The following is a 15,835-nucleotide window of genomic DNA, read 5'->3' on the forward strand; positions in this document are numbered from 1 at the left end:
TTAGCGCTCCTCGCGGAATTCGACGTGCTTGCGGATGACCGGGTCGTACTTCTTGAGCACGAGGCGGTCGGGGTCGTTGCGACGGTTCTTGCGGGTCACGTAGGTGTACCCGGTGCCGGCGGTCGACCGAAGCTTGATGATGGGACGGACGTCCTGCTGCTTGGCCACTAGATCTTCTCCCCGCGGGCGATGAGGTCCTTGACGACGGACTCGATGCCGCGCGCGTCGATCACCTTGATGCCCTTCGCCGACAGGGTCAGCGTGACGTTACGGCGAAGCGACGGCACGAAGTACGTCTTCTTCTGGATGTTCGGGTCGAACCGGCGCTTGGTGCGGCGGTGCGAGTGCGAGATGTTGTGTCCGAAACCGGGAACGGCTCCGGTCACCTGGCAGACGGCTGCCATGGCTCCTCTTTTCTTCTGGGCTACCGTGCGGCGAACGCCGCACCCAAGGTCACTTGTCGGCACGCAGATCTGAACCGGTTCCGGTCGTGTAGCGGGTGACCGGGGAGCAGTGCGCACAAGGACGAGCGGATGTCCGCTCGGCACAATCGCCTAGCTTACGTCCTGCAGGGCCCGCGTCGCAACGCCGGGATCGCGGCACTCGGGGGCGCGGCTACTGCTGCCGAGCATCCACGGTGCACTGAGGGCACAGGCCGAAGACGTCGACGACGTGCTCGGCCGCCGTGAAGCCGTGCTCGGTCGCGACGCCGCGCGCCCACGACTCGACCGCGGCTGCCTCGATCTCGACCGTCATGCCGCAGCGGCGGCAGATGAGGTGGTGGTGGTGACTGCCCGGTGTGCACGCGCGATACAGCGCCTCGCCCTCCTGCTGCAGCGAGTCGGCCTCGCCCTCCTCCGTGAGGTCGGTGAGCGCCCGGTAGACGGTCGCGAGGCCGATCGTCGAGCCGGTCTCGCGCAGCGCGCCGTGCAGCGCTTGAGCGCTCACGAAGCCCTCGGCCGTCGCGAGGGCCGTGCGCACCGCTTCGCGCTGCCAGGTGTTCCGCTTCATGTCGCCACCAGCGTACGTCGCGAGGTCGCCGACAGGCGACGGGAGCCGACGATGCGGCACACGACGTAGATCGCGAACGAGATGGTCGTGATGTAGGGGCTGATGGGGAGCGAGCCGCCGATCGCGAGCAGGATGCCCCCCACGGCCGAGACGAAGCCGAAGACCATGCTGAGCACGGGCACGAGCACGGGGGAGCTCGAGACGCGCAGAGCGGCGGCGGCCGGCGTCACGAGCAGGGCGAGCACGAGGAGCGCCCCGATAACCTGCACCGAGACGGCGACTGCAAGGCCCAGGAGCACCATGAAGATGAAGGAGAGCGGGCGCCCCGGCACACCGCGAGCGTGGGCGACCTCGGGATCGAGGCTGTCGAACGTGAGAGGGCGCCACACGACGATCAGCACGAGGAGCACGAGCACGCTGATCGTGATGAGCAGTCCGAGCTGCGGGATGTCGACGCTGATGATCTGGCCCGTGAGCAGCCCGAACTTGTTGCCGCTGCGCCCCGGGTAGAGGGCGAGGAAGAGGATGCCGAGCCCGAGCCCGAAGGGCATGAGCACGCCGATGATCGAGTTGCGGTCGCGCGCCCGCGCGCCGAGGAGTCCGATGAGCGCGGCGGCGGCGAGGGAGCCGACGAGGGAGCCCGCGACGACGTTGAGGCCCAGAAGGAGGGCAGCGGCAGCGCCTGCGAAGGAGAGCTCGCTGATGCCGTGCACCGCGAACGCCATGTCGCGCTGCATGACGAAGACGCCGATGAGCCCGCCGAGGATGCCGAGGACGGCGGCGGCGATGATCGAGTTCTGCACGAGCGCGAGCAGCTGCACGTAGGTCTCCCAGTCGACGGTGATCATGACAGCACCGCCCTCATGCGATCACCTCGTGGTGGTGGTCGCCGTCGGGCACGCCCACGACGATGACACGGCCCCGCGAGCGGATGACCTCGACGCTCGTGCCGTACAGGCCGCTCAGCACGTCGTCGCGCAGCACCTCGTCGGGAGTGCCGATCGTGAAGCGGCCATGGGCGAGGTACAGGATGCGGTCGACCATGCCGAGCACGGGGTTCACATCGTGGGTGACGAAGACGACGGCCGTGCCGTGGTCGCGCCGACGCGCGTCGATGAGCCCGCTCACTTCCCGCTGGTGGTGCAGGTCGAGGCTCATGAGCGGTTCGTCGCACAGCAGCAGCGTCGGATCGTCGGCGAGGGATTGGGCGACTCGCAGGCGCTGCTGCTCGCCGCCCGAGAGGGTGCCGAGGGGTCGGTCGGCATAGGCGTGGGCTCCGACCGCGGTGAGCAGGGCATCCACGCGATCGCGGTCGGCGCGCGTCGCGATCGGCGGGCCCCAGCGGTGACCGTTGACGCCCAGCATGACCAGGTCGCGGCCGCGCAGGGGAGTGCCCGGCGGCACGATCTTCTGCTGGGGAATGTAGCCGACGCGGCGTGCGCCACGACGAGCGGGATGCCCGGCCACGAGCACCTCGCCCGCGTCGAGCCGCTGCTGCCCGAGCATCGCGCGCAGCAGGCTCGTCTTGCCCGAGCCGTTCGCGCCGAGGACGGCGAGGAACTCGCCGGGCGCGATGTCGAGGTCGAGCCCGCTCCACAGCCCGCGGCCGCCGAAGCCGAGAGCCCCACCGCGGATGCTGAGAACCGGGGCGGGGCGTTCGGAGCCGAGAGTGTCGGGGGTCACGCGGCCGTCAGCGCCGACTCCACGGCCTCGACGTTCGCGCGCATCCATGACACGTAGTCTTCCCCCTCCGGGAGGGTTTCGACGAACGAGACCACCGCGATGCCCGCGGACTCGGCCGCGTCGCGCACGCGCTGCGTCTCCGGGCTCTCGGTCTGCTCGTTGTAGGCGAGCAGGCGCACGTCTCCCGAGTCGATGAGGTCGAGGGTCTGCTGGAGCGCGAGCGGGGGTACGTCGGCACCCTCCTCGATCGCCTCGGAGAACTCCTCGGGCGTGCCGTCCTCGAAGCCGAGCTCGGCCAGCAGGTACACGGGCACGGGCTCCGTCGCGGCGACGGTGCCGCCCCCGAGGGAGCCGGCGAGCGCCTCCATGTCGGCCTCGAGGGACTCGAGGTCGGTCAGGAAGGCGGCGAGGTTGCTCTCGTAGGAGGCCGCGTTGCCGGCGTCCGTCTCCACGAGCGCCTCGGTGATGGCCTCGGCCACGTGCGCGATGCTGTGCACGTCGTACCAGACGTGCTCGTTGAGACCCTCGATGATGTGGCCGTGGTCCTCGGCGTGCTCGTCCTCGGCGTGCTCGTCGTCGGCGTGCTCCTCGTCGCCGTGAGCATCCTCAGCGTGGTCCTCCTCGAGGAGGCCACTCGTTTCGACGGCGGAGATGACGATGGCGCTCGAGCCGGAACCCTCGACGAGCACGTCGACGAAGGGGTCGTACCCGCCGCCGTTCTCGATGACGATGTCGGCGTTCGCGATCGCCAGCTGGTCCTGGGCGCTCGCCTCGTAGCTGTGCGGGTCGATCGCGGCGCTGTCGATGATGCTCGTGACGGTCGCGAGGTCGCCCGCGAGCGACTGCGCGATGTCGCCGTACACGTTCGTGGAGGCGACGATGGAGAGGCCTTCGGCGTCCTCCGCCGGCGCGGGGCTCGCGCAGCCGGCGAGGGCGACAGCGGCGGCGCTGCCGATGAGCAGGGCGGCCAGGGATCGGGCGAGCGAGGTCATGGAGAAAGAGTACGTCTTATCGAGAACGGTTGTCAAAACCATTCTCAATAAGATCGTGCGAGGTTCGTCTCGGCGCTGCTTCAGGCTGTGCCGCTAGCGTGCGCGCATGTCGAACCGCTGGCTCATGCTCTCCATGACCGGGATGCACCGCGCTCTTGTGCGCCTGACGGGCGGTCGCCTCGGTTCGAGGCTCGGCGCGATGCCCGTCATCGAGCTCACGACGCGGGGCCGCCGCACCGGTGCCGAGCGCACGACGCTGCTGACCATCGCCGCGCGCACCGGCAACACCTTCGTGGTCGTGGCCTCCCGCGGGGGCGACGACGCGCATCCCGCCTGGTACCTCAACCTCGTCGACGACCCGGACGTGCGCGTCGGGAAGCCGGGCAAGGAGTCTCGTCCGATGCTTGCGCGGGTCGCCGGCGACGCCGAGCGCGAGCGGCTGTGGCCCGAGATCGTGCGCGCCTACCGCGGCTACGCGGCATACCAGCGCAAGACCACGCGGCGGATTCCGCTCGTGATCCTCGAACCGCTCGCCCGCACGACGTAGAACGCGAGCGGTGCAGCGCTCGCGCGGCGTCAGTCGAGCAGCAGCGCGGGCTCCTCGATGATGCTCGCAACGTCCGCCAGGAAGCGGCTCGCGACATCCCCGTCCACCACACGGTGATCGAACGAGGCTCCGAGCGTGGTGACGAAGCGCGGGCGCACCTCGCCGTCGACGACCCACGGCTTCTTCTTGATCGTGCCGAGCGCGACGATCGCGACCTCCCCGGGGTTGAGGATGGGCGTTCCCGTGTCCATGCCGAAGACGCCGATGTTGGTGATCGTGATCGTGCCGTCGGCCATGTCGGCGGGCTGCAGCTTGCCGTCGCGCGCCGTGAGGGTCATCTGCTCGATCGACTGAGCGAGCTCGCGCAGCGTGAGGTCCTGCGCGTTCTTGATGTTCGGCACGACGAGCCCGCGAGGCGTCGCGGCGGCGAAACCGAAGTTCACGAAGTGGTGCACGATGATCTCGGTGTCGGTCCACGTCGAGTTCACGGTGGGGTTGCGGCGCACCGCCCACATCATCGCCTTCGCCATGACGAGCAGCGGCGATACCTTGATGCCCGCGAAGTCGGGGCTCGCCTTGAGCCGCGCCACGAACTCCATCGTGCGCGTCGCGTCGACGTCGACGAAGACGCTCACGTGCGGTGCCGTGAACGCGCTCTTGACCATGCCCGCGGCGATCGCCTTGCGCACTCCCTTGACGGGGATGCGGTCCTCCCGATCGCTCGGCCACTCGGGCGTCTGAATGTTGCGGAAGACGCTCGCCTGCTGCGCGTGCCGGATGACGTCGTCGCGCGTGACCTCGCCAGCGAGGCCCGTCGCCGGCACCTCGGCGAGATCGACGTCGAGGTCTTTCGCGAGCTTCCGGATCGGCGGCTTCGCGATCACCGGCGCGGCGTCCGAGGCCGGCACGGAGCGCGGCCGGGGCGCAGGCTCCTGGGCAGGCGGGGCGGACGCCGTCGACGGAGCGGGTGCTCCGCGGCGGCGGCGGGAGGCTACGGCACCCTTGGTGCCGTAGCCCACGAGCACGGCGCCGGGCTTCTCGTCGGCCTCGCGATCGATGGTCGAGGCGGTATCGGCGACGGATGCTGCGCTCGCGTCGTCCGCGGGCGCTGCGGGAGCATCCCCCTCGCCCTGCGCCCCCCGCACCGTGATGATCGCCGTGCCGACCTCGACGGTCTGCCCCTCGTCGACGAGGAGCGATTCGACCGTGCCGGCGAACGGCGACGGCAGCTCGACGAGAGACTTCGCCGTCTCGATCTCGACGAGCACCTGGTTGACGGCCACCGTGTCGCCCGGCTTGACGTGCCACGAGACGATCTCCGCCTCGGTCAGGCCCTCCCCGACGTCGGGGAGCGGAAACTCTGAAACGCTCACGGTGCCTCCAGGGGGTTCGACGCGGCTTCGGTGCGCGGACTCGTGATCAGGCTAGTAGGCGAGTGCGCGGTCGACGGCATGCAGGATGCGATCGACGTCGGGCAGGTAGGCGCCCTCGAGCTTCGCCGGTGGGAAGGGAGTGTCGTAGCCGCTCACGCGCAGCACGGGCGCCTCGAGCGAGTAGAACGCCTGCTCGGTCACCGTCGCCGCGATCTCCGAGCCGATGCTCACCGAGCCCGGCGCCTCCTGCGCGACGACGAGTCGGCCTGTGCGGCGCACCGACTCGAGCAGCGGGGCGTAGTCGATGGGGGAGAGCGAGCGCAGGTCGACGACCTCGATGCTCGTGCCCTCCTCCTCGGCGAGCGCCGCCGCGTCGAGCAGCATGCTCACGATCGCGCCGTGGCCTACGACCGTGATGTCGGTGCCGACGCGCACGACGCGCGACGCGTGGAGCGGGGCGCCGGGGTCGGAGAAGTCGACCTCGCCCTTGGGCCAGTAGCGGCTCTTCGGCTCGAAGAACATGACGGGGTCGGGGCTCGCGATGGCTTCCTGGATCATCCAGTACGCGTCGTGCGGCGTCGCGGGGCTCACGAGCCGCAGTCCCGGCGTGTGCGCGAAGTAGGCCTCGGGGCTCTCCTGGTGGTGCTCGACGGCGCCGATGTGGCCGCCGTAGGGGACGCGGATGACGATGGGCAGCTGCAGGGCGCCCTCGTGCCGCGCCGTGAGCTTGGCGAGCTGCGTCGTGATCTGGTCGAAGCCGGGGAAGATGAAGCCGTCGAACTGGATCTCGCACACCGGGCGGTAGCCGCGCATCGCGAGGCCGATCGCCGTGCCGACGATGCCAGACTCGGCGAGCGGGGTGTCGAGCACGCGGTGCGCGCCGAAGCGCTTCTGCAGGCCCTCCGTCACGCGGAACACCCCGCCGAGCGGCCCGATGTCCTCCCCCATGAGCAGAACCTTGTCGTCCGCCTCCATGGCGGCCGCGAGACCCTCCGTGAGGGCCTTCGTCATCGTGAGCGTCTGCACGCCCGGCAGCTTCTCGGCCATCACGCCTCCCCCTCGAACGAGGCCTCGTACTGGGCGAGCCACTCGCGCTGAGCATCCATGACGGGATGCGCCTCGCTGTACACGTGGGCGAACATCGACGCGGCGGCGGGCGGCTCGAGCGCGAGCGTGCGGGCCCGTGCGTCGGCGGCGACGTCCTCCGCCTCCTCGGCGACGCTCGCGAAGAAGGCGTCGCCCTCGCCCTGCGCGCGCAGGTAGGTCTCGAAGCGGCTGATCGGGTCGCGCTCCTGCCAGTAGCGGAACTGCTCCTCGTCGCGGTACTTGCTCGGGTCGTCGCTCGTCGTGTGCGCTCCGATGCGGTAGGTGAGCGCCTCGATGAAGCGCGGCCCGGCGCCGCTGCGGGCCGCGTCGAGGTTCGCGGCGGTCACGGCGTAGCTCGCGAGAACGTCATTGCCGTCGATCTGCACGCTCTCGATGCCGAAACCGCGTGGACGAAGGAACAGCGGGGTGCGGGATTGCACTCTCACGGGAACCGAGATCGCCCAGTGATTGTTCTGCAGGAAGAACACCTGAGGCGTCTGGTAGCTCTGCGCGAAGACGTAGGCCTCGTTGACGTCGCCCTGGCTCGTCGCGCCGTCGCCGAAGTAGACCATGACGGCCGTGTCGACGTCGGGATCGCCCGTGCCGACCTTGCCGTCGAAGGCGACGCCCATCGCGTAGCCGGTGGCATGCAGGGCCTGCGAGCCGATCACGAGCGTGTAGAGGTGGAAGTTGCCGGTCTCCTCCGGCACCCAGCCGCCGTGCGTCTGACCGCGCAGCATGGCGATGATGCGCACCGGGTCGAGGCCACGGATGTACCCGACGGTGTGCTCGCGGTAGGCGGGGAAGAGGTGGTCCTGAGCCTTCGCCGCGAAGCCCGAGCCCGCCTGCGCGGCCTCCTGGCCGATGCTCGGCACCCACAGGGCCAGTTGGCCCTGCCGCTGCAGGTTGCCCGCCTCGATGTCGAAGCGCCGCATCACGCTCATGACGCGGTGGAACTCGCGCAACTGGTCGTCGCTGAGCGCGTCGACGTAGGGCAGGTACTGCTCGGTGGCGTCGCTTGCGACGCGCTGGCCGTCGGGAGCCAGCAGCTGGAGGGTGTCGGCCGTGTACGACATGGATTCCACTCTAGGCCCGCGACGCGCACGCCCGGTCAGAGGGTGCCAACAACCTCGCCGCAGATTCTGAGGAGGGTCGCGACAGACTCCTCCTCGCCGATGGAGACGCGGATGCCCTCGGGGGGGAAGGCGCGCACGACGAGACCGGCGGCACCGAGCGCGTCCGCTATGCGGGATGTTCCGTCTCCCGTCGGCAGCCAGACGAAGTTCCCCTGGCTCACGGGCACGTCCCAGCCCTGCTCGCGCAGTGCCTCCTGCACGCGCGCGCACCGCTCAGCGAGCACGCCCACGTTCTCGAGAAGCTCGTCCTCCACGTCGAGCGCCGCGAGCACGGCGCGCTGCGCGGCCTCGGTGACGCTCAGGGGGATGGCCGCGCTGCGCGCCGCGTCGAGGATCGGCGCCGGTCCGATGCCGTACCCCACGCGCAGCCCGGCAAGTCCGTAGGCCTTCGAGAAGGTGCGCAGCACCACCAGGTTCGGGTAGCGCCTCAGCAGCGCGGCGCCGTCCACGGCGCTGGAGTCACGCACGAACTCGGCGTAGGCCTCGTCGAGCACGACGAGCAGGCTCGGCGGCACGGCGGCCATGAGCTCGGCGAACTCTTCGGCCCCGACCACGGTGCCCGTCGGATTGTTGGGGGAGCAGATGATGAGCACGCGCGTGCGGTCGGTGATCGCGTCGCGCATCGCGGGCAGGTCGTGCCGGGCATCCTCGGTGAGCGGCACGCGCACGCCGAGCGCCCCTGCCACCGTGATGAGGCCCGGGTACGCCTCGAAGCTGCGCCAGGCGTGCACCACCTCGTCCCCGGCACCGGCGGCGGCCGAGATCAGCTGCGAGAGCACCGAGACGGAGCCAGCGCCGACGACGACCTCATCGGTCGTGACGCCGTGCCGGGCGGCGAGGCGCTCCCGTACGGCGAGAGCCGAGGCATCCGGATACCGGTTGATGTCGAGGTCGCGGATCGCGGCCAGCACGGCGGGGTGCGGCGGGAAGGGATTCTCGTTCGACGACAGCTTGAATGCGTCTGCCGCGGCGGGCTTGCCCTGCGTGTAGGCGGGCAGTGCCACGATCTCGGGCCGCAGGCGCACGGAGCGCGCGGCCTCGACCAGGGCGTCTGTGCTGGGGCCAGTGCTGGTCTCGGTGGGGGCGTCGGTCACGCCCCTCAGCCTACGTCGCGTCGCCCGCGGTTCACCCGCTGCTCATTGCGGGGGTGGGGCGCGGGTGGGCATAGTGGAGACATGAAGCGATTCCTCGTGCGACTGCTCATCAACTCGGTGGCCCTGTGGCTCACCACCCTCATCGTCGCGGGGGTCGAGGTGGTCTCGTACGGCCCGCAGGGCGACACCCTCGCCTACGTGCTGACGCTCCTGCTCGTCGCCTTCATCTTCGGCCTCGTCAACGGCATCATCGGCAACCTCATCCGCATCGTGGCCTTCCCCCTCTACATCCTCACTCTCGGGCTCATCGCCCTCGTCGTGAACGGCCTCCTGCTGCTGCTCGTCGCGTGGATCTCCGATCTCATCGGCTTCGGGCTCACGGTCGAGACGTTCTGGTGGGGCGTGCTCGGTGCCGTCGTGCTGGGTCTGCTGAGCTGGCTCATCGGCATCCTGCTGCGGCCCATCGTCGGGCGCTCGCGCTAACTCTCGGCAATCATGGCGGCGGGATGCGCGTGGCCGTGAACCGCAGGACGGTCCCCTCCGCGCCGCCCCCGCCCGAACCCGGCAGGGCGTCGACGCGGGCGCGCACCTCCTCGATCGCGGAGGAGTCCACGCGCTCAGCAGTCGCGCGGTAGCGGTCGAGGTCGTGCGCGGCGAGGGCGCCCGTCGCTCCCGCGGCGCTCGCGGTACCGGCGCGCAGCGTCTCGCTCTGCACGACGAGCGCCTCCGTCTCGCGACGCACCCCCGACAGCCCCGGCACGAGGTCCTCCCGGTGCTCGATGACGATCGCCGGATAGTCGCCGAGCACGGGCAGATCGCCGCTCGGCGACCCGACCGTGACGAGCCCGGCCGTGGCCCACTGGCCCGACTCGGCCAGTCGCGTCGCGATCGCGCCGCCCTGCGAGTAGCCGGTGAACACGACGCTCGAGTCGGCCGTGGCGCCTGCCGCTGCGAGGGCGCTGCGCACCGCCTGCAGCGAGGAGGCGTCCTGGTCGGCGACGAGGGCGACGTTGCTCGCCATGTCCCACGGCTGCGCCCCGCCGAGCGCCGCCGTCGAGTCGGTGCCGGCGATGTAGACCTCGAAATGCGGGCCGGCGGGGCCGTCGTACCGCTCGACGCGCACGGGCGCGCTCGGGTCGGGAATGCGATGCACGCGCTCGGCGACCGAGCCCGGCGCTGCGGACACCGTGGCCGCGGGAGCGCCGCCGTCAGGTGCGCCGCCCGAGCGACGCAGGTCGGTGCCCGCGAGCTCGACCCGCACGGGTGCGGTACCGCGCACGCCGGCAAGCGTCGCGAGGCCGAGCACGGCCGTCGCCGCGCCGGAGACTCCCGAGAGCCCGAGGCCCGTCTCACCGAGCGCGGGCACGAGAGGCGGCGGAATGCCGACAGCGCCGAGCGCGGCATCGTCGACGAGCGTGAGCACCCAGCGCATCGCCTCGACGAGCTGCGGCTCGCTGAGCGGCCGGTCGCCCCCAGGAGCCGCACCGAGCGTGGTCGCGACGAGCGCCTCGCGGTGCTCGTGCGGCAGCAGCCGCCAGCCCGCGGCGATCATGCCAGCGCCGGTGAGCAGGCCGGGCAGGATGACCAACCCGAGGCGGCTGCCGAGCCACCCGGCAGCCGCACCGTAGTGGGCGCCGAGCCTCTCGAGCCACGAGCCCAGCGTGCGCTCGGTCTGGCCGGCGACCTCTGCCACGGACTGCACGGCGGCGGCGAGCCACGCGAGGTCCTCCGCGAGGGTCAGGAGCGCGCGCTCGTCATGCTCGAGATCGAGCGCGAGGCTCGCGTCGACGCTGGCGCGCACGCCCCGCACGCGCAGGGCCTGATCACTGCAGACGGAGGAGGCCGCTCGCAGGGCATCACGACGCGCGAGCAGCGCCTCGGGCGCGACGACCGTCGTGCCTGCCCCGCGGATGATGAGCGGAGCATCCTCGGTCGTCAGCGCCGGTTGCGCGCGCGGTTCCCGGTCTGCCGGGGTCGTGACCGACCATGCCGCCTCGGTCACGGCGCCGCCTCGAGGCGGGCGGCGGCGCCGAGCAGGGCGTCGCTCGCCACCTCGCACGAGGCGGCGACCCGGCGCAGGCGCTCGAGCTGCACGAGAAGGGCCTCCTCGAAGGCGCGCTGCGCGGGCCCGCGCCAGTCGCTCGCCACCTCACCGGCCGGCAGGCGGGGCACGAGCTCGTGCAGGCTCGCCGCGACATCGGCCATGATGCGCGATCGTGCGCGCAGCAGCTCTGCCTCGAAGGCCGTCACGTGCTGTCCTCCCTGCCGGGTTGGGGTGCCGGGCGCAGGTGCGCCCCGCCATCGTGCCGAGCACACGCGCCCCGTGGCGGGAGCTCCGGGCGCAGGGGAGGCGGAGGCGAGCGGACCGCGCGTGTGGAGGAGAGGGAACTGGGACACAATGGGGGCATGAGCTTCGACCGGGTGCAGCGGGAGCCCGGTCTGTTCTGCATCTGCTTCGTGTGCACGGGCAACATCTGCCGCTCGCCCATGGCCGAATCGGTCTTCCGCTCGCTCATCGACGCGCGCGGACTGCAGAACCGCGTGAGCGTGCGATCCGCCGGCACGGGGGAGTGGCACGTGGGCGAGCACAGCGACGATCGGACGCTCGCGTCGCTGCAGGCACGCGGCTACGAGGGCCGAGGCCACCGCGCACGGCAGTTCGACGTCGACTGGTTCGACGACCTCGACCTCGTGATCGCCTTCGATCGCAGCCAGGAGCGCATCCTCAAGAACTGGGCGCCGAGCGACGACGCCCGGTCGAAGGTGCATCTCCTCATGAGCTTCGACCCCGACAACGGCGGTGTGCTCGACGTTCCCGACCCCTATTACTCCGACGCCGCGATGTTCGACACGGTGCTCGGCATGATCGAGCACGCCTGCGAGGCGCTGTTCCGCCAACTCGAACCAGGACTTCGACAGGGAGCCTCATGAGCCCGCTCAGCATCCAACCCCTCAGCCCGCTCGACGGCCGCTACCGCGAGCAGGTCGCAGGGCTCGGCGAGCATCTCTCCGAGGCGGGCCTCAACCGGGCGCGCATCCAGGTCGAGGTCGAGTGGCTGATCCACCTCACCGACCACGAGCTGTTCGGGGCCCGTCGTCTCACCGCCGACGAGGCGCGCCAGCTGCGTCACATCGTCACCGACTTCGACGACGCAGCGATCGACGACCTCGCCCGGCGAGAGGCCGTCACGCGACACGACGTCAAGGCCGTGGAGTACTACGTGCGCGACCGCCTCGCCGAGCTCGGGCTCACCGAGCTCGCCGAGCTCACCCACTTCGCGTGCACGAGCGAGGACGTCAACAACCTCGCCTACGCCCTCACGATCCGCGCCGCCGTGCGCGACGTCTGGATGCCGCGCGCCCGCGAGGTCGTTGCGGCGCTGCGGGAGAGGGCGCTCGCGCTGCGCGAGACGCCCATGCTCGCCCACACGCACGGGCAGCCGGCCACGCCGACGACCGTCGGCAAGGAGCTCGCGGTGACCGTCCATCGCCTCGAGCGCCTTCTCGCCTCGGTCGACGAGGTCGAGTACCTGGGCAAGTTCTCCGGTGCGACCGGCACCTTCTCGGCGCACCTGGCCGCGGACCCCGAGCACGACTGGATCGCAGCATCCCGCGAATTCGTCACGGGGCTCGGCCTCTCCTGGAACCCGCTCACGACCCAGATCGAGTCGCACGACTGGCAGGCGCAGCTGTACCAGCGCATCGCCCACACGGGGCGTGTGCTGCACAACCTGTGCACCGACGTGTGGACGTACATCTCGATGGGCTACTTCCGGCAGATCCCGCAGCCGGGTGCGACGGGGTCGTCGACAATGCCGCACAAGATCAACCCGATCCGCTTCGAGAACGCCGAGGCGAACCTCGAGCTCTCGGCGGCGCTGCTCGACTCCCTCGCCACGACGCTCGTGACCTCGCGCCTGCAGCGTGACCTGACCGATTCGACGACGCAGCGCAATATCGGCGTCGCCCTCGGGCACTCGGTGCTCGCACTCGACAACATCCTCAAGGGGCTCGGCGAGATCGCGATCGATGAGGATGCCCTGGCTCGCGATCTCGAGGGCAACTGGGAGGTTCTCGCCGAGGCCATCCAGACCGTCATCCGCGCGGAGGTCACCGCGGGGCGCAGTTCGATCGCCGACCCCTACGCGATGCTCAAGGAGCTCACGCGCGGCCATCGGGTGGGCGGCGCCGAGCTGCGCGCCTTCATCGAGCGGCTCGACATTCCCGCCGAGGCGAAGGCACGGCTGGCCGCGCTGAGTCCCGCCACCTACGTGGGGCTGGCGTCACGCCTCGTGGACTACATCGAGCCGATCACCGAGTAGCGCTGCGGAGAAGCCCTCAGTCGTGCGGCGTGTCCGGCGGCGCTTCGCCGTCGGCGGGCTTGTTGGGCGTGACCGCGAGCATGAGCATCGCGAGCACGACGAGGTCGAATACGAAGGTGCCGCCGAAGAACAGCAGCGACAGCACGAGGTCGCGCGTGACGAGGAAGGTCACGCCACCCAGGAAGGCCGCGACGAGCGCGGCGAGACCCACGAGTTCGGCGGGGCGCAGCTTCTCGCGCCGGCGGGGTTCGGTCATGACGCGGTGTGCTCCTTCGGCTGTGCAGTCCATCGCGCGCTCAGGCCCGAGATGACGAGGAAGACGCCGAGGACGACGGCGTAGGCGCCGAAGAACCCGACAGCGCTCACGGGATCGCCGACGAAGGCGAGCACGACGGCGAGCGCGAGCGTGCCGCCGCCGATCAAGACGGCGTCTCTGGCGAGCGCGCTGCGGTCGCGATGGCGGATGCCCCACACGAGCTCGAGGCCTCCTGCGAGCACCGCGAAGCCTCCGATGAGGAGCACGAGCATGCCGAGCCCTGCAGTCGTCGTGGTCGAGACCACCACGAGCGCCAGGAGACCCGCGACACCCGTGATGACCGCGAGACCGCGGTGGAGGAGCTTCAGCGGCTCGCCGCGCCGCATGCGCACGTCGGTGAGCGCGAGAACGGCCGCGGTGGCGAGCCCGAAGGCTCCGAGCATGATGAGCCCGACGAGCGCGGAGTGGTCGGCGATGAAGGTGATGCTGAGCCCGACGATGAGGGCGGGGACCGCGCGCAGAACCGGGGCCAGCCAGGGAGAACGGGGCGCGGCGCTCACGTCGGCGGAGGGCGCGGTGGTCATGGGCCCATCGTAGAGCCGCGGGCCGAGAGGTCCCTGCGCGTGCCGTCCACGGCCGTCGCCCCCTTTCGTTTCTCCAAGCCATCCAGCAGGAGCTCGAGGCCGACGTCGAAACCGGAGCCCTGGTGCTCGCCATGGAGGACGATGTGCTCGACGAGGTACGGCACGTCGGCGTCGCGGAAAGCCTCGAGAGCGCTGTCGCGCTGCGCACGTTCGGCCTCGGCGTCGTCCGACGCGAACTCGATCGCCTGGAAGACATACCCCTGGATGTACGCCTCGAGAACGTGGTGGGCGTGGAACGCCTGCTGAGGGGTGAACGCCGCGCGTCGCAAGTGGCCGAGCGACGCCTCGATGTAGGCGATGCGGGCCGGACCGCCGCTGCTCGCGCGAATGCGATTGACCCAGGGGTGGTGGAGCAGCACGACGAAGGCGGAGCGCGCCGTGCGCCGCACGGCGACGCGCCAGTCGTCATGCGGATCGAGGGTGACCTCCGACCACACACGGTCGACGAGGGCATCGACGAGGGCCCGCTTCGACGAGAAGTAGTGGTAGACCGACATCGCCTCCACCCCGAGGCGGCGACCGAGACCGCGCATCGTGAGGGCATCGAGACCCTCAGCGTCCGCGAGTGCGAGTGCGGCGTCGAGAACGCCCTCGCGCGTCAGATCAGCCTTCTCACCCGCTCGTCGCTGCGCCATACCCACCCCTGCTTGACAAATCTTACGGGATAAGTTTACAGTGTGCGTGCTGTCTTACACCGTATAATTGGAGGTCGTCATGCGCGCCATCCGTCGAACTCGCTACGGCGGGCCCGAGGTTCTCACCGTCGAGGAGACGGTCGAGGCGCCCCTCGAGCCCGATCGGGTGCGCCTGTCGGTGCGCGCCGCCTCCCTCAATCCCTTCGAGTGGCATCACCAACGGGGACTGCCCCTCCTCATGCGCCCCTCGAGCGGATGGCGCGCTCCGCGCGACCGCGGGCTCGGAGTCGATGTGGCCGGTGTCGTCGCGGAGGTCGGCGACGAGGTCGAAGGCTTCGCCGTCGGCGACGAGGTCTTCGGTATCGCCCGAGGTGCTCTTGCTGAACGTGCCGATGCCCGCGCTGAGCTTCTCGCGATCAAGCCGCCCGCCACCACGTTCGAGGAGGCCGCCGCCGTGCCCCTCGCCGGACTGACGGCGCTGCAGGCGCTACGCGATCAGGGCCGGATGCGCGAGGGCTTCTCGGTGCTCGTGCTCGGCGCGTCCGGCGGTGTCGGACACTATGCCGTGCAGCTCGCACGCTCTCTCGGCGCGTCCCGCATCGTCGGAAGCTGCAGCGCTCGCAACCGCGACCTGGTGCTCTCGCTCGGCGCCGACACCGTTCTCGACTACGCGCGCGGGGAGGTCGAGGCTCTCGAGGAGCGCTTCGACGTCGTCCTCGACATCGCCGGCGGAGCGCCCGTGTCGTTTCTCCGACGACGGATCGTCCCGGGCGGAAGGGTCGTGCTCGTCGGCGGGCCTGGCGACGGCCTGCTGCTCGGCCCGGCTGCGCGCATCTTCGGCGGGCTGCTGGCGAGCAGGATGCGTCCCGAGCACGTCGTCGGGGTCAACGCGCGTGTGAACGGGCCCGACCTGCATGCTCTTGCCGCGCTGCTCACCTCCGGAGAGCTGCGCTCCGTGCTCCATCGGCGCGTTCCGCTGGAGGAGACCGCCCAGGCCCTCGCCGAGGTGGAAGCCGGTCATGTACCCGGCAAGATCGTCGTCGTGCCCTGATCGTC

At 70.6% G+C, this 15,835-nt stretch carries 20 protein-coding genes; 5 read left to right on the top strand and 15 right to left on the bottom strand.

Going from position 1 to position 15,835, the window contains the following annotated elements; genetic code table 11:
- The 6 genes from rpmG to IE160_RS12260 form a co-directional block, all read right to left on the bottom strand.
- Nucleotides 1-168 carry a 50S ribosomal protein L33 gene (gene rpmG / locus IE160_RS12235; protein ID WP_055857761.1) on the bottom strand — a complete coding sequence of 56 codons (168 nt, stop codon included), beginning with the start codon at nucleotides 166-168 and terminating at the stop codon, nucleotides 1-3.
- Nucleotides 168-404 carry a 50S ribosomal protein L28 gene (gene rpmB / locus IE160_RS12240; RefSeq protein ID WP_152583284.1) on the bottom strand — a complete coding sequence of 79 codons (237 nt, stop codon included), beginning with the start codon at nucleotides 402-404 and terminating at the stop codon, nucleotides 168-170. The genes rpmG and rpmB overlap by 1 nt, the downstream gene beginning before the upstream one ends.
- Before the next feature lie 211 nt (nucleotides 405-615).
- The gene (locus IE160_RS12245) at nucleotides 616-1,011 is read right to left on the bottom strand and encodes a Fur family transcriptional regulator (protein WP_191151275.1); all 396 of its coding nucleotides are present in this window, start codon (nucleotides 1,009-1,011) and stop codon (nucleotides 616-618) included.
- Nucleotides 1,008-1,859: a metal ABC transporter permease gene (locus tag IE160_RS12250; protein ID WP_191151276.1), complete on the bottom strand. Its 852-nt coding sequence runs from the start codon at nucleotides 1,857-1,859 to the stop codon at nucleotides 1,008-1,010. Before IE160_RS12250 ends, IE160_RS12245 begins: the two co-directional genes overlap by 4 nt.
- A 13-nt stretch (nucleotides 1,860-1,872) precedes the next feature.
- Entirely contained in the window at nucleotides 1,873-2,742 is an 870-nt protein-coding gene (locus tag IE160_RS12255; protein ID WP_179872802.1) for a metal ABC transporter ATP-binding protein, read from the bottom strand.
- Entirely contained in the window at nucleotides 2,691-3,686 is a 996-nt protein-coding gene (locus tag IE160_RS12260; protein WP_191151277.1) for a metal ABC transporter solute-binding protein, Zn/Mn family, read from the bottom strand. The genes IE160_RS12255 and IE160_RS12260 overlap by 52 nt, the downstream gene beginning before the upstream one ends.
- Nucleotides 3,687-3,792: 106 nt before the next feature.
- Between IE160_RS12260 and IE160_RS12265 the strand changes: the two genes are divergently transcribed.
- Entirely contained in the window at nucleotides 3,793-4,233 is a 441-nt protein-coding gene (locus IE160_RS12265) for a nitroreductase/quinone reductase family protein (RefSeq protein ID WP_191151278.1), read from the top strand.
- A 29-nt stretch (nucleotides 4,234-4,262) separates the two neighbouring features.
- Here IE160_RS12265 and IE160_RS12270 read toward each other — a convergent pair whose 3' ends face one another.
- Genes IE160_RS12270 through IE160_RS12285 form a run of 4 tightly spaced genes read right to left on the bottom strand, consistent with a single transcriptional unit; the run spans nucleotide 4,263 to nucleotide 8,853 of the window.
- A complete protein-coding gene (locus tag IE160_RS12270) occupies nucleotides 4,263-5,606 on the bottom strand; it encodes a dihydrolipoamide acetyltransferase family protein (protein ID WP_191151279.1) in 1,344 nt (447 codons plus the stop codon).
- A gap of 51 nt (nucleotides 5,607-5,657) precedes the next feature.
- Nucleotides 5,658-6,653 (bottom strand): alpha-ketoacid dehydrogenase subunit beta, encoded by a 996-nt coding sequence (locus IE160_RS12275; protein WP_179872806.1) that lies wholly within the window; start codon nucleotides 6,651-6,653, stop codon nucleotides 5,658-5,660.
- Nucleotides 6,653-7,768 (bottom strand): thiamine pyrophosphate-dependent enzyme, encoded by a 1,116-nt coding sequence (locus IE160_RS12280; RefSeq protein ID WP_179872807.1) that lies wholly within the window; start codon nucleotides 7,766-7,768, stop codon nucleotides 6,653-6,655. The genes IE160_RS12275 and IE160_RS12280 overlap by 1 nt, the downstream gene beginning before the upstream one ends.
- A gap of 35 nt (nucleotides 7,769-7,803) precedes the next feature.
- Complete coding sequence (locus tag IE160_RS12285) at nucleotides 7,804-8,853, bottom strand: histidinol-phosphate transaminase (RefSeq protein ID WP_191152061.1); 1,050 nt, start codon at nucleotides 8,851-8,853, stop codon at nucleotides 7,804-7,806.
- Between the two features lie 150 nt (nucleotides 8,854-9,003).
- On the opposite strand from IE160_RS12285, the gene IE160_RS12290 reads away from it, so the two are divergent.
- A complete protein-coding gene (locus tag IE160_RS12290; protein WP_179872808.1) occupies nucleotides 9,004-9,405 on the top strand; it encodes a phage holin family protein in 402 nt (133 codons plus the stop codon).
- Nucleotides 9,406-9,415: 10 nt separating this feature from the next.
- On the opposite strand, the gene IE160_RS12295 is transcribed toward IE160_RS12290, so the two are convergent.
- Complete coding sequence (locus IE160_RS12295) at nucleotides 9,416-10,924, bottom strand: hypothetical protein (protein ID WP_191151280.1); 1,509 nt, start codon at nucleotides 10,922-10,924, stop codon at nucleotides 9,416-9,418.
- Entirely contained in the window at nucleotides 10,921-11,172 is a 252-nt protein-coding gene (locus IE160_RS12300; RefSeq protein ID WP_191151281.1) for a hypothetical protein, read from the bottom strand. Before IE160_RS12300 ends, IE160_RS12295 begins: the two co-directional genes overlap by 4 nt.
- A 156-nt stretch (nucleotides 11,173-11,328) precedes the next feature.
- On the opposite strand from IE160_RS12300, the gene IE160_RS12305 reads away from it, so the two are divergent.
- Together IE160_RS12305 and purB are read left to right on the top strand one after the other, a co-directional pair.
- A complete protein-coding gene (locus tag IE160_RS12305; RefSeq protein ID WP_191151282.1) occupies nucleotides 11,329-11,853 on the top strand; it encodes a low molecular weight protein-tyrosine-phosphatase in 525 nt (174 codons plus the stop codon).
- A complete protein-coding gene (gene purB, locus IE160_RS12310; protein ID WP_191151283.1) occupies nucleotides 11,850-13,244 on the top strand; it encodes an adenylosuccinate lyase in 1,395 nt (464 codons plus the stop codon). Before IE160_RS12305 ends, purB begins: the two co-directional genes overlap by 4 nt.
- A 16-nt stretch (nucleotides 13,245-13,260) precedes the next feature.
- On the opposite strand, the gene IE160_RS12315 is transcribed toward purB, so the two are convergent.
- The 3 genes from IE160_RS12315 to IE160_RS12325 are packed head-to-tail and all read right to left on the bottom strand — an operon-like array spanning nucleotide 13,261 to nucleotide 14,779.
- Entirely contained in the window at nucleotides 13,261-13,500 is a 240-nt protein-coding gene (locus tag IE160_RS12315; RefSeq protein ID WP_179872813.1) for a hypothetical protein, read from the bottom strand.
- Entirely contained in the window at nucleotides 13,497-14,084 is a 588-nt protein-coding gene (locus IE160_RS12320) for a hypothetical protein (protein WP_191151284.1), read from the bottom strand. The genes IE160_RS12315 and IE160_RS12320 overlap by 4 nt, the downstream gene beginning before the upstream one ends.
- On the bottom strand, nucleotides 14,081-14,779 hold the full coding sequence (locus IE160_RS12325; protein ID WP_191151285.1) for a TetR/AcrR family transcriptional regulator C-terminal domain-containing protein: 699 nt from the start codon (nucleotides 14,777-14,779) through the stop codon (nucleotides 14,081-14,083). Before IE160_RS12325 ends, IE160_RS12320 begins: the two co-directional genes overlap by 4 nt.
- A 79-nt stretch (nucleotides 14,780-14,858) precedes the next feature.
- Here IE160_RS12325 and IE160_RS12330 point away from each other — a divergent pair, with 79 nt between their 5' ends.
- Nucleotides 14,859-15,830 carry an NAD(P)-dependent alcohol dehydrogenase gene (locus IE160_RS12330; RefSeq protein ID WP_191151286.1) on the top strand — a complete coding sequence of 324 codons (972 nt, stop codon included), beginning with the start codon at nucleotides 14,859-14,861 and terminating at the stop codon, nucleotides 15,828-15,830.
- The last annotated feature ends 5 nt before the right edge of the window (nucleotides 15,831-15,835 follow it).

The sequence above is a fragment of the Chryseoglobus sp. 28M-23 genome (assembly GCF_014789785.1).
In the GTDB taxonomy this organism is placed as follows: domain Bacteria; phylum Actinomycetota; class Actinomycetes; order Actinomycetales; family Microbacteriaceae; genus Microcella; species Microcella indica.

What these genes read in the sequence shown, in the direction of transcription:
- IE160_RS12260 (WP_191151277.1), bottom strand. Translation starts at nt 3,686, where the DNA reads ATGACCTCGCTCGCCCGATCCCTGGCCGCCCTGCTCATCGGCAGCGCC.
- IE160_RS12315 (WP_179872813.1), bottom strand. Translation starts at nt 13,500, where the DNA reads ATGACCGAACCCCGCCGGCGCGAGAAGCTGCGCCCCGCCGAACTCGTG.
- IE160_RS12325 (WP_191151285.1), bottom strand. Translation starts at nt 14,779, where the DNA reads ATGGCGCAGCGACGAGCGGGTGAGAAGGCTGATCTGACGCGCGAGGGC.
- IE160_RS12320 (WP_191151284.1), bottom strand. Translation starts at nt 14,084, where the DNA reads ATGACCACCGCGCCCTCCGCCGACGTGAGCGCCGCGCCCCGTTCTCCC.
- IE160_RS12305 (WP_191151282.1), top strand. Translation starts at nt 11,329, where the DNA reads ATGAGCTTCGACCGGGTGCAGCGGGAGCCCGGTCTGTTCTGCATCTGC.
- purB (WP_191151283.1), top strand. Translation starts at nt 11,850, where the DNA reads ATGAGCCCGCTCAGCATCCAACCCCTCAGCCCGCTCGACGGCCGCTAC.
- IE160_RS12290 (WP_179872808.1), top strand. Translation starts at nt 9,004, where the DNA reads ATGAAGCGATTCCTCGTGCGACTGCTCATCAACTCGGTGGCCCTGTGG.
- IE160_RS12255 (WP_179872802.1), bottom strand. Translation starts at nt 2,742, where the DNA reads ATGGATGCGCGCGAACGTCGAGGCCGTGGAGTCGGCGCTGACGGCCGC.
- IE160_RS12330 (WP_191151286.1), top strand. Translation starts at nt 14,859, where the DNA reads ATGCGCGCCATCCGTCGAACTCGCTACGGCGGGCCCGAGGTTCTCACC.
- IE160_RS12280 (WP_179872807.1), bottom strand. Translation starts at nt 7,768, where the DNA reads ATGTCGTACACGGCCGACACCCTCCAGCTGCTGGCTCCCGACGGCCAG.
- IE160_RS12265 (WP_191151278.1), top strand. Translation starts at nt 3,793, where the DNA reads ATGTCGAACCGCTGGCTCATGCTCTCCATGACCGGGATGCACCGCGCT.
- IE160_RS12245 (WP_191151275.1), bottom strand. Translation starts at nt 1,011, where the DNA reads ATGAAGCGGAACACCTGGCAGCGCGAAGCGGTGCGCACGGCCCTCGCG.
- rpmB (WP_152583284.1), bottom strand. Translation starts at nt 404, where the DNA reads ATGGCAGCCGTCTGCCAGGTGACCGGAGCCGTTCCCGGTTTCGGACAC.
- IE160_RS12275 (WP_179872806.1), bottom strand. Translation starts at nt 6,653, where the DNA reads ATGGCCGAGAAGCTGCCGGGCGTGCAGACGCTCACGATGACGAAGGCC.
- IE160_RS12250 (WP_191151276.1), bottom strand. Translation starts at nt 1,859, where the DNA reads ATGATCACCGTCGACTGGGAGACCTACGTGCAGCTGCTCGCGCTCGTG.